Source organism: Gordonia sihwensis NBRC 108236 (genome assembly GCF_000333035.1).
Taxonomy (GTDB): domain Bacteria; phylum Actinomycetota; class Actinomycetes; order Mycobacteriales; family Mycobacteriaceae; genus Gordonia; species Gordonia sihwensis.
In genome coordinates this window covers 33,656-46,278 of record NZ_BANU01000001.1, presented here as the reverse complement: position 1 = coordinate 46,278, position 12,623 = coordinate 33,656, and the positions used below count along the sequence as shown (strand labels likewise).

13 protein-coding genes are annotated in these 12,623 nt (G+C 68.0%); 7 read left to right on the top strand and 6 right to left on the bottom strand.

Annotated features, from left to right (window positions below; genetic code table 11):
- Window positions 1-6: 6 nt before the first annotated feature.
- On the top strand, window positions 7-498 hold the full coding sequence (locus GSI01S_RS00225) for a hypothetical protein (RefSeq protein ID WP_006894222.1): 492 nt from the start codon (window positions 7-9) through the stop codon (window positions 496-498).
- A 19-nt stretch (window positions 499-517) separates the two neighbouring features.
- On the opposite strand, the gene GSI01S_RS00220 is transcribed toward GSI01S_RS00225, so the two are convergent.
- Window positions 518-1,552 (bottom strand): LLM class F420-dependent oxidoreductase, encoded by a 1,035-nt coding sequence (locus GSI01S_RS00220; protein WP_006894221.1) that lies wholly within the window; start codon window positions 1,550-1,552, stop codon window positions 518-520.
- 55 nt (window positions 1,553-1,607) lie between these two features.
- Here GSI01S_RS00220 and GSI01S_RS00215 point away from each other — a divergent pair, with 55 nt between their 5' ends.
- Genes GSI01S_RS00215 through GSI01S_RS00205 form a run of 3 tightly spaced genes read left to right on the top strand, consistent with a single transcriptional unit; the run spans window position 1,608 to window position 4,856 of the window.
- The gene (locus tag GSI01S_RS00215; protein WP_006894220.1) at window positions 1,608-2,624 is read left to right on the top strand and encodes a Zn-ribbon domain-containing OB-fold protein; all 1,017 of its coding nucleotides are present in this window, start codon (window positions 1,608-1,610) and stop codon (window positions 2,622-2,624) included.
- A 19-nt stretch (window positions 2,625-2,643) separates the two neighbouring features.
- Window positions 2,644-3,687 (top strand): thiolase family protein, encoded by a 1,044-nt coding sequence (locus GSI01S_RS00210; protein ID WP_006894219.1) that lies wholly within the window; start codon window positions 2,644-2,646, stop codon window positions 3,685-3,687.
- Window positions 3,687-4,856 (top strand): thiolase family protein, encoded by a 1,170-nt coding sequence (locus GSI01S_RS00205; RefSeq protein ID WP_006894216.1) that lies wholly within the window; start codon window positions 3,687-3,689, stop codon window positions 4,854-4,856. The genes GSI01S_RS00210 and GSI01S_RS00205 overlap by 1 nt, the downstream gene beginning before the upstream one ends.
- A 16-nt stretch (window positions 4,857-4,872) precedes the next feature.
- On the opposite strand, the gene GSI01S_RS00200 is transcribed toward GSI01S_RS00205, so the two are convergent.
- Window positions 4,873-5,208 carry a winged helix-turn-helix transcriptional regulator gene (locus GSI01S_RS00200; protein ID WP_006894215.1) on the bottom strand — a complete coding sequence of 112 codons (336 nt, stop codon included), beginning with the start codon at window positions 5,206-5,208 and terminating at the stop codon, window positions 4,873-4,875.
- 116 nt (window positions 5,209-5,324) lie between these two features.
- Between GSI01S_RS00200 and GSI01S_RS00195 the strand changes: the two genes are divergently transcribed.
- Window positions 5,325-5,789: a DoxX family protein gene (locus GSI01S_RS00195; protein WP_006894213.1), complete on the top strand. Its 465-nt coding sequence runs from the start codon at window positions 5,325-5,327 to the stop codon at window positions 5,787-5,789.
- Between the two features lie 460 nt (window positions 5,790-6,249).
- On the opposite strand, the gene GSI01S_RS00190 is transcribed toward GSI01S_RS00195, so the two are convergent.
- Complete coding sequence (locus GSI01S_RS00190) at window positions 6,250-6,699, bottom strand: nuclear transport factor 2 family protein (protein ID WP_006894212.1); 450 nt, start codon at window positions 6,697-6,699, stop codon at window positions 6,250-6,252.
- Window positions 6,696-7,922, bottom strand: coding sequence for a cytochrome P450 (locus tag GSI01S_RS00185; protein WP_081598037.1), 1,227 nt, complete (start codon window positions 7,920-7,922; stop codon window positions 6,696-6,698). The genes GSI01S_RS00190 and GSI01S_RS00185 overlap by 4 nt, the downstream gene beginning before the upstream one ends.
- Before the next feature lie 200 nt (window positions 7,923-8,122).
- Between GSI01S_RS00185 and GSI01S_RS00180 the strand changes: the two genes are divergently transcribed.
- Window positions 8,123-9,286, top strand: coding sequence for a steroid 3-ketoacyl-CoA thiolase (locus tag GSI01S_RS00180; protein ID WP_006894210.1), 1,164 nt, complete (start codon window positions 8,123-8,125; stop codon window positions 9,284-9,286).
- A gap of 1 nt (window position 9,287) precedes the next feature.
- A complete protein-coding gene (locus GSI01S_RS00175) occupies window positions 9,288-9,767 on the top strand; it encodes a nitroreductase family deazaflavin-dependent oxidoreductase (protein WP_006894209.1) in 480 nt (159 codons plus the stop codon).
- A gap of 4 nt (window positions 9,768-9,771) precedes the next feature.
- Here the strand turns inward: GSI01S_RS00175 and GSI01S_RS00170 are convergent, their stop codons facing one another.
- Window positions 9,772-10,896, bottom strand: coding sequence for a lactonase family protein (locus tag GSI01S_RS00170; protein WP_006894208.1), 1,125 nt, complete (start codon window positions 10,894-10,896; stop codon window positions 9,772-9,774).
- A gap of 122 nt (window positions 10,897-11,018) precedes the next feature.
- A complete protein-coding gene (fadD8, locus tag GSI01S_RS00165; RefSeq protein WP_006894207.1) occupies window positions 11,019-12,623 on the bottom strand; it encodes a fatty-acid--CoA ligase FadD8 in 1,605 nt (534 codons plus the stop codon).

The following is a 12,623-nucleotide window of genomic DNA, read 5'->3' as shown; positions in this document are numbered from 1 at the left end:
AAGCTCATGCCCACCCTGCCGACACATCGTCGTTCACTCCGGACCCGTGTCCTCGCCGCGGCGGTCGCCGCCGCTGCCGTCGTCTCGTCGCTTCTCGCCGGGGCGGGAAGCGCCGGCGCCGTGACACGCGAGTACCCGCTCCACGGCTGCCTCAACGTCAGCCCGAACATCGTCGACATGCCCTACCGGCCCTTCCGCGCGATCGTCTCCGAGTACGCCGGGACCACGTACATCCAGATCGACTACGGCAGCCTCTGGATCGGGGTCGGATACGACTCGGTGGCCCGCCTGGACTGGCACAACCTGCAGACCGGGCGGAAGGGCACGATGATCGACCACAGCCAGGTGCGGCCGCCGAACACCGGGGTGCACAATTTCAGCCTCCCCCGCAGCACCTTCGGGCCCGGCAGAGTGCAGTTGCGGCTGAGCACGGTGAACCGCAACGCACTCTGGGCGATACCCGCGCGCAGCTGCGGCGGCGTGGTGGTCGCGCCCTGAACCGCTCGCCGCTGCGTCGCTAGACCAGTTCGCCGAGTGCTCGCACGGTCTGCACATCGCGCGCGGTCACCATCAGCGTGGTGACCCCTGCGGCCTCCCACAACCCGATCTGTTCGCGCACCTCGTCGGCGGTGCCGACCAGCATCGTCTCGCGGACCATTTCGTCGGGCACCGCGGCAAGCGCCTCCTCCTTGCGGCCGGACCGGAACAGCCGGCCGATGTCGTCGACCGCCTGGCCGTACCCCATGCGCCGATAGAGGTCGGCGTGAAAGTTCTTCTCCGCCGCCCCCATCCCGCCGACGTAGAGCGCGGTCGACGGCCGATAGCGGTCGATCGCCGCGGCGACGTCGTCGGTGATCACACACTGAACGGTCGCCGAGATCTCGAAGTCGGCACGCGATCGGCGCGCGCCGGGACGGGCGAAGCCCTCGTCGAGCCACTCGTCGTACATGCCCGCGAGCCGCGGCGTGTAGAAGATCGCGAGCCAGCCGTCGGCGATCTCGGCGGTCTGCGCGACGTTCTTGGGACCTTCGGCTCCCAGCCAGATCGGGATGTCCGCGCGCAGCGGATGGGTGATCGGCTTGAGCGGCTTCCCCAGACCGGTGACCCCCTCGCCCTCCCGCCGCGGCAGCGGGTAGTGGGGTCCGTCGCTGACCACGGCGCCCTCGCGCGCCAGCACGTCGCGGACGATCCGCACGTATTCGCGGGTGCGCGCCAACGGCTTGCCGAACGACTGCCCGTACCAGCCCTCCACCACCTGCGGCCCGGAGACGCCGAGACCGATGATGTGCCTGCCGCCCGAGAGATGGTCGAGGGTCAAGGCCGCCATGGCCAGGGTGGTGGGCGGCCGCGCCGACAGCTGGGCCACCGCCGTGCCGAGCCGCAGGGTCTCGGTGGTCGCTCCCCACCAGGCCAGCGGGGTGTATGCATCCGATCCCCAGGACTCCGCGGTGAACACCGAGTCGAATCCCGACTCCTCCGCGGCCACCAACATCTCCGGTACGCCCAGCGGCGGTTGCGCACTCCAATACCCCAGTTGTAGGCCAAGTTTCACGCGAGAACCCTTCCGTCGAACCCTTGCGACACATACTAGAACGTGTTCTACTTTGGTGGTGTCCAATAGTGCAACCCACCCGACTCCCGAGGTGCAGGTCCCCGCACCCGAGTCACGAATCCTGTCCGCGAAGCTGACCAACACCTTCGCCTACACACGCTCGCTCGGACCGGTCCTGTCGCAGTTCGCCCTCGCCCTGCGCGACGGCCGCATCGTCGGAAGCCGCGGCTCCGACGGCCGCGTCACGGTTCCTCCCGCCGAGTTCGACCCCTCCTCCGGGGAGCCGACGACCTCGCTTGTGGAGGTCGCGCCGGTCGGCACGGTCGAGAGCTGGTCCTGGCAGCCGGAGCCGCTCGACGGCCAGATCCTCGACCGGCCGTTCGCCTTCGCCCTCATCAGGCTCGACGGCGCCGACACCGCGCTGCTGCACGTGGTGGACGCCGACGAGCCGTCGCAGATGAGCGTCGGCGCACGCGTCCACGCCGTGTGGCATGCGGCGCGCAGCGGAGCGATCACCGACATCGCCCACTTCAGCCTGGGTGAGACACCGGAGACCGCACCGGAGGCGACCGGCGAGATGATCGTCGACGACGCGGGCGACGTCATCATCACCACGCCGATCACCACCGACATCATGCATTCGGCCGCGGAGTCCGAGAGCTGGTACCTCGAGGGCCTCAAGGCAGGCCGTCTCATCGGCGGTCGGGTGCGTACCGGCGAGGTGTACTTCCCACCCCGGTACGTGAGCCCGGCCGACGGCAGCCCGACCGTCGAGCGGGTGGAGCTGCCCGACACCGGCACCGTCACCACTTTCTGCATCGTGAACGTGCCCTTCCTGGGGCAGCAGATCAAGCCGCCCTACGTCGCCGCCTACGTTCTGCTCGACGGCGCCGACATCCCGTTCCTGCACCTGATCCTCGACTGCCCCGCGGAAGAGGTACGCATGGGCATGCGGGTCAAGGCCGTATGGCGTCCCGAGGCCGAATGGGACTACACCATGCGCAATATCAGCCACTTCGCCCCGAGCGGCGAACCGGACGCCGACTTCGACGCGTACCGGAATCACCTCTGAGCGGGAAGGAGCTATTCACATGAGCAACAGCACACTCCCGCGCATCGCAGTCGTGGGATTCGCGCACAGCACCAACGACCCCGCATCGACCGGCACCACCAACGGCGTCGAGATGCTGATCCCCTGTTTCCAGAAGCTGTACGCCGATCTGGGCATCAGCCGCACCGACATCGACTTCTGGTGCAGTGGATCGTCGGACTACCTGGCCGGCCGCGCGTTCTCCTTCATCTCCGCGATCGACGCCATCGGCGCCGTTCCGCCGATCAACGAGTCGCACGTCGAGATGGACGGAGCCTGGGCTCTGTACGAGGCGTGGGTCAAGATCGCGACCGGCGAGGTCGACGTCGCACTGGCCTACGGATTCGGCAAGGCCTCGGCAGGCGACTCCGACCGTACGCTCGCGATGCAGACAGACCCCTACACGGTGGCTCCGCTGTGGCCGGACGCCCGGTCGCTCGCGGGCCTGCAGGCTCGCGCAGGCCTGGATTCAGGCGCCTGGACCGAGGCCGACATGGCGGCGGTCGCCGCGCGCACCACCGGAGCCTCGGTCGAGGAACTGCTGGCCGCCGACTACGTCGCCGATCCGCTCCGCGCTCACGACATCGCGCCGTACGCCGACGCCGGTGCCGCCGTGGTGTTGGCCTCCGAGGCCCGCGCCCGTGAGCTGGTCGCGAACCCGGCGTGGGTGACCGGCTGGGATCACCGCATCGACACACCCAATTTCGGTGCACGCGACCTGACGCGGTCGCCGTCCACCGAACTCGCCGCGAACACCGCGTTCGGCGACCGCTCGCGCGATGTGGACGTCGCCGAGATCCACGCCGCCTACACGCATCAGGAACTGATCGTCGCGCGCGAACTCGGGCTCGGCGCTCGCACCAGAATCAACCCGTCGGGCGGCGCCCTGACCGGAAACGCCCTGTTCTCCGTGGGTCTTCAGCGCATCGGCTACGCCGCGCACGAGATCCTCGCGGGCAACGCGCGCACCGCGGTCGCTCACGCGACCAGCGGACCGCTGTTGCAGCAGAACATGGTCGTCACACTCGCAGGAGGAGAGAACTGATGGGCCGCAATCGCGTCGCCGTCCTCGGAACCGGCCAGACCAAGTACGTCGCCAAGCGCACCGACGTGACGATGGCGGGCATGGTCCGCGAGGCGATCGACCGTGCACTCGCCGACGCCCACGTCTCGATCGACGACATCGACGCCATCGTGATCGGCAAGGCGCCCGATCTCTTCGAGGGCTCGATGATGCCGGAGCTGGCGATGGCCGAGGCCATCGGCGCGGTCGGCAAACGACTGATCCGCGTGCACACCGCGGGCTCGGTGGGAGCGTCCACCGCGATCGTGGGCTCCTCCCTGGTCAGCAGCGGCGTCCACGGACGCGTGCTGGCCGTCTCCTGGGAGAAGCAGTCGGAGTCGAACGCCATGTGGGCGCTCTCGATCCCGGTGCCGTTCACGATGCCGGTCGGCGCCGGTGCGGGCGGGTTCTTCGCCCCGCACGTGCGCGCCTACATCAACAATTCGAAGGCGCCGGCGCACATCGGCGCGATGGTCGCCGCCAAGGACCGCCGCAACGGCGCGAAGAACCCGCTCGCGCATCTGCACCAGCCCGATATCACCGTCGAGAAGGTGATGGCCTCGCAGATGCTGTGGGATCCGATCCGTTTCGACGAGACGTGCCCGTCGTCCGACGGAGCGTGCGCGGTGGTGCTCGGCGACGAGCGATCCGCGGACGATGCGATCGCCGAAGGACGCCCCGTGGCGTGGGTGCACGCGACCGCCATGCGCACCGAGCCGCTCTCGTACTCGCACCGCAATGTGGTCAGCCCGCAGGCCGGACGCGACGCCTCGGCCGCATTGTGGAAGGCCGCCGGGATCACCAATCCGCTCGAAGAGGTGGACACGGCCGAGATCTACGTGCCCTTCTCTTGGTTCGAGCCGATGTGGCTGGAGAACCTCGGCTTCATGCCGGAGTACGAGGGCTGGAAGCTCACCGAGGCGGGAGAGACCGAGATCGGCGGGAAGCTCCCCGTCAACGCGTCCGGCGGCGTGCTGTCGTCGAACCCGATCGGCGCCTCGGGCATGATCCGGTGCGCTGAGGCGGCGATCCAGGTGATGGGCAAGGGCGGCGATCACCAGGTGCCCGATGTCCGCAAGGCCTTCGGCCACGCCTATGGCGGCGGCTCACAGTACTTCTCGATGTGGCTGCTCGGCGCGGACAAGCCCTAGCCGCGCCGCGCGGGGGTCAGACGTACGCCTGCGCGGGCATGTTGTTCTGAACAGCCTCCACCAGGGCGCGCACCGCGCGCGCCACCTCCACCCCGGAGTCGGTCAGCGAGTACTCCGGGTGCGACGGCCTCTCGTCGGACATCGTCCGCACGACGAGGCCGTCGTTCGTCAGTGTCTTCAACGTCTGCGTCAGCATCCGGTCGCTGATGCCCTCCACCTGCTCACGCAATTCACAGAAACGCTGCGGAACGGTCTTCAGCTTGCCCAGCACGAGAGCTCCCCAGCGGCCGGTGACGTGCGAGAACACCTCCCGGGACGGGCACTGCTTCGCGAAGACGTCGAACGGGATCATGCCTAGATACTAGCTCTGACCTTTTGCGCTTACGAAAAGTAAGTGATCGAATTCCGGGGACCCCACACATCTCGGTGGGCGAGAACAGAACGATCCCACAAGGAGTCACCTCGACCATGACCTACTTCAAGCAGGGCCAGGGCCTGGCCGTCAGCATCGCCCGGATCATCCTCGGCGTCATCTTCTTCGCCCACGGCTGGCAGAAGTTCTTCACGTTCGGCATGGACGGAGTCAAGGCCAACTTCGAGATGATGGGCGCGCCGGTCCCCGGTGTGAGCGCCTGGCTCGCCGCGCTGGCCGAATTGATCGGAGGCGGCCTGCTGATCGTGGGCCTCGCGGTTCCGGTGGTGTCGGTGATCCTGATCGTCGACATGATCGGCGCGATCTTCATCGCCCACATCGACGCGGGCTTCTGGGCCTCGGACGGCGGTTACGAACTGGTCCTGGGCCTGATCGCCGGCCTGCTGGCCGTCGGTTTCGCCAAGCAGGGAGTGCTGGCCGTCGACACCCACCTCCTCAAGGCGGTCTCCGCGGACAAGGCTCCCGGGGAAGGTCGGCGCCGACAGCTGAACGGCCGTTGATTCCAGCAGCGAGGCGGCCTCGATACGTCCTCGGCTAGCGCCTCGTCCTACTCGGCTGCCCTGGGGCACCCGCTCAGGGTCGTCGAGCAAGCGGGCCGTTCCGCCGGGGCAGTCGAGTAAGCGGGCCGTTCCGTCAAGCCAGCCGAGTAAGCGGACCGTTCCGTCAAGCCAGCCGAGTAAGCGGGCCGTTCCGCCAGGGCAGTCGAGTAAGCGCAGGAGCGGAGCGACGGAGCGCATCGAGACGGGCGTCAGCCTCGATACGGCCTCGGCTAGCGCCTCGTCCTACTCGACTGCCCTGGGGCACCGCTCAGGGCCAGTCGAGTAAGCGCAGGAGCGAAGCGACGGAGCGCATCGAGGCGAACGCGGGTCCGTCGGGCGCAGCCGCGAGGCTCGACATGAAGAAGTCCCGGCGACCATCTCGGTCGCCGGGACTTCTTCGCCCGTTACTGCATCCGCAGACCTACTGGGGCCGGAACGACTTCATCGTCGCTTCGACCTCCCAGAACGCGCGGAGCGCCTCCAGGTCTCCGTTCTCGTCCGCCTTGTAAGTGAACACGCCTTCGGCCTCGGAGATGTGGCCGCCGATCCGGGTGACGATGGTGCCGATGTAGGCCACCTCGCGACCACAGATGATCTCCTTCTCGAACTGGAAGTCGATGCTCTCGGTCGGTGCGATCGCCTTGTCCCAGAACGCCGACAGCCCGTCGGCGCCACGATGACCCCGCCCTTCCTCGTCGAACATCGACGGGCCGACCGGATCCTCGACGGATCCGTTCGCGGCGAAGTTCGCCAGCCATGCCGCCTTGTCACGAGCTTCGACGGCCTCCCGCGAGCGCCGCCCGGCGAGTACCGCCGGATGGTTCGCGCGGTCGATGTTCAGATACGCGGGAGAGTTCTGGGTGTCGGTCAAGACTTCGTCCCATAATCGACCTGCAGTTCCTTGATGCCGTTGATCCAGCCGTGACGCAGCCGGCGCGGCTGCTCGAGCTTGGTGATGTCGGGCACCAGGTCGGCGAGCGCGTTGAACATCAGGTTGATCTCCATGCGAGCCAGGTTGGCGCCGATGCAGAAGTGCGTGCCGTTGCCGCCGAAGCCGACGTGCGGGTTCGGATCGCGCAGGATGTTGAACGTGAACGGATCCTCGAAGACGTCCTCGTCGTAGTTCGCCGAACCGTAGAACATGCCCACGCGCTGACCGGCCTTGATGTCGACGCCGCCGACCTGGGTGTCGTGCTTGGCCGTGCGCTGGAAGACGTTGACCGGAGTCGCCCACCGGACGATCTCGTCCACCGCCGTGGCCGGACGCTCCTTCTTGAACAGCTCCCACTGATCCGGGTTGTCCAGGAAGGCGTTCATACCGTGCGTGATGGCGTTGCGGGTGGTCTCGTTGCCCGCGACCGTCAGCAGGATGAAGAAGAAGCCGAACTCCGCCTCGGTGAGACCGTGACCGTCGATATCGGCCTCGATCAGCTGCGTGACGATGTCGTCGGCCGGGCACTTCTTGCGCTCCTCGGCCATGTTGTAGCCGTAGCCGAGGATCTCCATGTTCGCGGTGAGCGGGTCCGTGGTGAACTCCGGGTCATCGGCGTTCATCATCGAGTTCGACCAGTCGAAGAGCTTCATCCGGTCCACTTCGGGCACGCCGAGCAGATCGGCGATCGCCAGCAGCGGCAGGTCGACGGCGACCTGGTGGACGAAGTCGCCCTTACCCTCGTCCGCGGCCTTCTGAACGATCTCTCGCGCGGCGGCGTCGAGCTTCTCCTCCAGCGCGTGGACCGCCTTCGGCGTGAACGCACGGGAGACCACCTTGCGCAGGCGCGTGTGCTCGGGCGGATCGTGGTTGATCAGCAGGGTCTTCGTGACCTCGAGCTGCTCCGGGTCCATGTCGTCCTCGAAGCGGATGATCACGCCGTTCTCGTTCGCCGACCAGTCGTCGGCGTTCTTCGAGATCTCACGGATGTGCTCGTGCTTGGTGACGGCCCAGTAGCCGCCGTCATGGAAGCCGCCGCCCTTGCCGGGCAGCTGAGCGTTCCACCACACCGGCGCGGTCTTGCGGAGCTCGGCGAACTCCTTGACGGGAATACCCTCGACCAGGAGGTCCGGGTTCGTGAAATCCCACCCCTCCTGATGCATGAACGGACACGTGCCGGACGCTTCAACGCTCTGCGCCTGAGTCACGTCATCACCTCAATTCTCTGGCCATGTTCTCCGGTCTCGATCGGAACGAGAACCCGTTACAATTTGCGTAACTCACACTCTGCCACACTGGATAGACGCGAACAAGAACTTGTTCTAGTTTTGACGGAGAAACGTTTCTCGAACAAGGAGTTGGCATGGGTGTACCGGTGATCGTCGAAGCGGTCCGTACTCCGATCGGCAAGCGCAACGGCTGGCTGTCGGGCCTGCATGCGGCGGAGATCCTCGGTGCGGCACAGCGCGGCGTCGTCGAACGCGCGGGAATCGATCCGGGCCTGGTGGAGCAAGTGGTCGGCGGCTGCGTCATGCAGGTCGGCGAGCAGGGCAACAATGTCACACGCACCGCATGGCTGCACTCGGGCCTACCGTGGCAGACCGGCGCCACCACCATCGACTGCCAGTGCGGATCCGCACAACAGGCCAATCACATGGTCGCCGGCCTGATCGCGACCGGCACCATCGACATCGGCATCGCTTGCGGCGTCGAATGCATGTCACATGTGCCGCTCGGCGCCAACGTCGGCACGGATGCGGGCCCCCGCCGCCCCGATTCGTGGGACATCGACATGCCCAACCAGTTCGACGCCGCCGAGCGGATCGCCAAGCGCCGGGGCATCACCCGCGCCGACGTCGACGCACTCGGGCTCGCCTCGCAGACCAAGGCCAAGCGTGCGTGGGACGAGGGCCGCTTCGACCGCGAGGTCCTCACGGTCAAGGCGCCCGAGCGCACCAAGGAGGGCGAGCTGACCGGTCAGATCCTCGAGGTGAACCGCGATCAGGGTCTGCGCGACACCACGGCCGAGTCGCTGAACGGACTCAAGGCGGTGATCGAGGGCGGCATCCACACCGCCGGCAACTCGTCGCAGATCTCCGACGGCGCGGCGGCCGTGCTGCTGATGGACGAGGACAAGGCCAAGGCCCTCGGCCTGCGTCCGCGGGCCCGGCTGGTGAGCCAGGCGCTCGTCGGAGCCGAACCGTACTACCACCTCGACGGACCCGTTCAGGCCACCGAACGAGTCCTCTCCCGCTCGGGGATGAATCTCAACGACATCGATCTGGTCGAGATCAACGAGGCCTTCGCCTCCGTCGTCCTCAGCTGGGCCCAGGTGCACGGTGCCGACATGGACAAGGTGAACGTCAACGGCGGCGCCATCGCCCTCGGGCACCCCGTGGGCAGCACCGGCTCCCGGCTGCTCACCACCGCGTTGCACGAACTCGAGCGCAGCGACCAGCAGACCGCGCTCGTCACGATGTGCGCCGGCGGCGCGCTGGCGACCGCGACCATCATCGAACGGATCTGATTTGGAGGCGAGCTCCCGACCGGCCCAACTCGATTCGCCGGTGGTCGCGCGGATCATCAGGATCGGTTCACGGCTCAACACCCGGCTGTACCGGCTCACGCGCGGACGGCTGGGCGGGACCTGGCGAGTCGGTGCCGCGCTGCGCCGCCCCACACCCGTCTGCCTGCTCACCACGACGGGGCGCAAGTCGGGACAGGAGCGCACCGTTCCGCTCCTGTTCCTGCGCGACGGCGAGTCGATCGTGCTCGTCGCCTCGCAGGGCGGACTGCCGAACAATCCGGCCTGGTACTACAACGTGCGCGATGAGCCGAACGTCCGGATCCAGATCGGCCGGGAAGAGCGCAACTATCTGGCGCGAATCGCGGGCCACGCCGAACGCGCCGAACTCTGGCCGCGGCTAGTCGAGATGTACGCGGACTTCGACACGTACGCCGCGTGGACCGACCGCGAGATCCCGGTCGTGATCTGCGAACCGGTGTGATCGCTCACGGCGTCATCGCGGCGATCGGGCCGTCGGACATGACCACGCCGGTGTCCACCTCCGGTCGGGACGTCCGGGAGAGCGACCCGTCGGCCCCGATCCGATAGGTGGTCACCCTCGAGGTCAGCCGTGCGGTCAGCACGTCGATGTCGTACAGGTAGCGCCCGTTCGGGTGCAGGAGCACCTGCCCGGGGAGGGTTCCGGCCGGCCCCGGGTAGGGCGAGCCCGCGATCGGCGTCAGCCGCCCGTCGGCGTGGGCGTTGTATGCGGCGATCGATGTGCCGACTGCGTTCGGGACGTACAGGCGCTTGCCGTCCGGCGTCATGACGATGCCGTGCGGGACGCCTCCGGTGGGGTACGGAGACCCCGGGGTCGGTGTCACGGAGCCGTCGTCGCCGATGCGGAATCCCGACAGTCCCAAGGAGAACTCGTCGCTGACGTACAGGAACCGCCCGTCGGGCGAGTAACCGGGCGCCACCGGCCCGAGACCCACCCGCGTCACACCGAGACGGCGGATGCCGCCGCCCGGGCCGAGGGCGTAATTCGTCATCGTGTTGCCGATGTAGCTGACCACGCGCATCCGGGTGCCGCTCGGGTCGATGCCGCCCATACCGACCATGCTGAACCCGTCGACCGGCGCGGTCGGCTTCCCCGTCGCGATCAGCGCGCCGCTGCCGGTGACGCGATACGACGTCACCCGGCCGGGGACGCCGCCGAGAACCACGTACAGATACTTGCCGTCGGGCGTGAGCCGGGCGGCCGTCGGCGCGCCGCCCACCTTCACATCGGCACCGGGGATCGGAGTGAGCCGGCCGCTGGCGGAGATCCGGTAACCGCTGACTCCGCCGTCGAGTGCGTGCGGAACGTAGACCTTCTCTCCATCCGGACTCACCACGAGCGACAGCACCCCGAGACCGGTGGCGAAGGGACTGCCCGGGACCGGGGTGAGCGCACCGTCGTCGTGGACGCGCAGGACGCTGATCCCCTGGGACGCGGTACCCGCGGTCAGCAGGAAGCGCGGATGCGGGGTGCCGGCGTGTGCCGTGCCCGGCACCCCGGCGGTCAGCAGGACGAGGCCGGTGAGAAGAGCCGTCAGCCGGACGCGGACACCGTTCGGGAGAATAGCCATGTCAGGACTTTCGCTGTCGGTGGCCCCGAGAGGCGAGGCCGGTTCGGGCTCATCGTCTCCCGGCCTGCGACGCCGGAACTGTCACGATTCCTGCACACTCGTCCGGCTCCTCTCCCGCCGAACTATCCGACGGCGCGGCCGGCACCCTCCCAGAACTGCGCGCGCAGGGCCTTCTTGTCCGGCTTGCCGAGCGCCGTCAACGGCAGCGATTCGGCGAACACGACCTGTTTGGGCGCCTGCACCGCACCCTTGCGTTCCTTGACCGCGGCCTGGATGTCCGCGGCGATCTGCGTCTGCGCCGCGTCCCCGGCATCGGCGTCGGGGCGCAGGACCACCACCGCGGTCACCGCCTCTCCCCATTTCTCATCCGGCACGCCGATCACCCCGACCTGTGCGACCGCGGGATGCTCGGCGACCACGTCCTCCACCTCGCGGGGGAACACGTTGAATCCGCCGGAGACGATCATGTCCTTGGTGCGGTCGACGATGAACCAGAAGCCGTCCTCGTCCTCGCGGGCGACGTCGCCGGTGTGCAGCCAGCCGTCGACGAAGGTCTCGGCGGTCTGCTCGGGCAGCCCGAGATAACCGCCGGCCAGCAGCGGACCGGACACGCAGATCTCACCCGGCTCACCCCGCGCCACGCGGTTGCCCTCCGAATCGAGCAGGGCGGTGCGCAGGAACGCCGACGGGCGTCCGCAACTGCCTAGGCGGGCCTTGTCGTGTTCGTCTTTGCGCAGGTAGCTGATGACCATCGGCGCCTCGGACTGGCCGTAGTACTGCGCGAAGATCGGCCCGAACCGCTCGATCGCCTCCGCCAGCCGGACCGGATTCATCGGCGACGCGCCGTAATAGACGGTTTCAAGGGACGAGAGATCGCGGGTGCGGGAGTCCGGGTGGTCCATCAGGGCGTACAGCATCGACGGCACGAGCATGGTGGCGGTGATCCGCTCCCGCTCGATGGTCTCGAGGACCAGCGCCGGATCGAACTTGCTCAGGACCAGCATCGTGCCGCCCTTGATGAGGGTGGGCACGAAGAAGGCCGCGCCCGCATGCGAGAGCGGAGTGCACATCAGGAACTTCGGCCGCTCGGGCCATTCCCACTCGGCCAGCTGGATCTGCGTCATCGTCGACATCGCGCGGGCGGTCCCGATGACGCCCTTGGGCTTTCCGGTGGTGCCGCCGGTGTAGGTGATCGAGACGACGTGGTCGGGGTCGAGCACCGCGGCGGTCAACTCTCGGACGGGGTACTCCTGAGCGGCGGCGACGATGTCCACGCCGATGTCGGTGAGCTCAGCGGGCACCGGGCCGAGGGTGAGGACCCGGGTGAGCCCGTCGACCCGCTTCACCAGTTCCACCGCTCGCTCGACGAACATCGGATTCGGATCGATGACCAGCGTCGACACGCCCGCGTCCGCGAGGACGTAGGCGTGATCGTCGAGCGACCCGAGCGGGTGCAGCGCCGTTCGGCGCCAGCCCTGCGTCTGGCCCGCTCCGATCACGAACAGCACCTCGGGGCGGTTCAGTGCGAGCAGCCCGACGGCTGTTCCCGTGCCTGCACCGGCCGCCTCGAAGGCCTGGATGTAGCGACTGATCTGGTCGGCCATCTCACCGCCGGTGAGTTCGGCGTCGCCGAGCTTCAGAACCGGCTTGTCCCGGTGACGGCGCAGGGCCGCGACCATCAGGTCGCCGAGGTGGACGGGGTTGCGCAGCGCGTCGGCCGCAGTCAT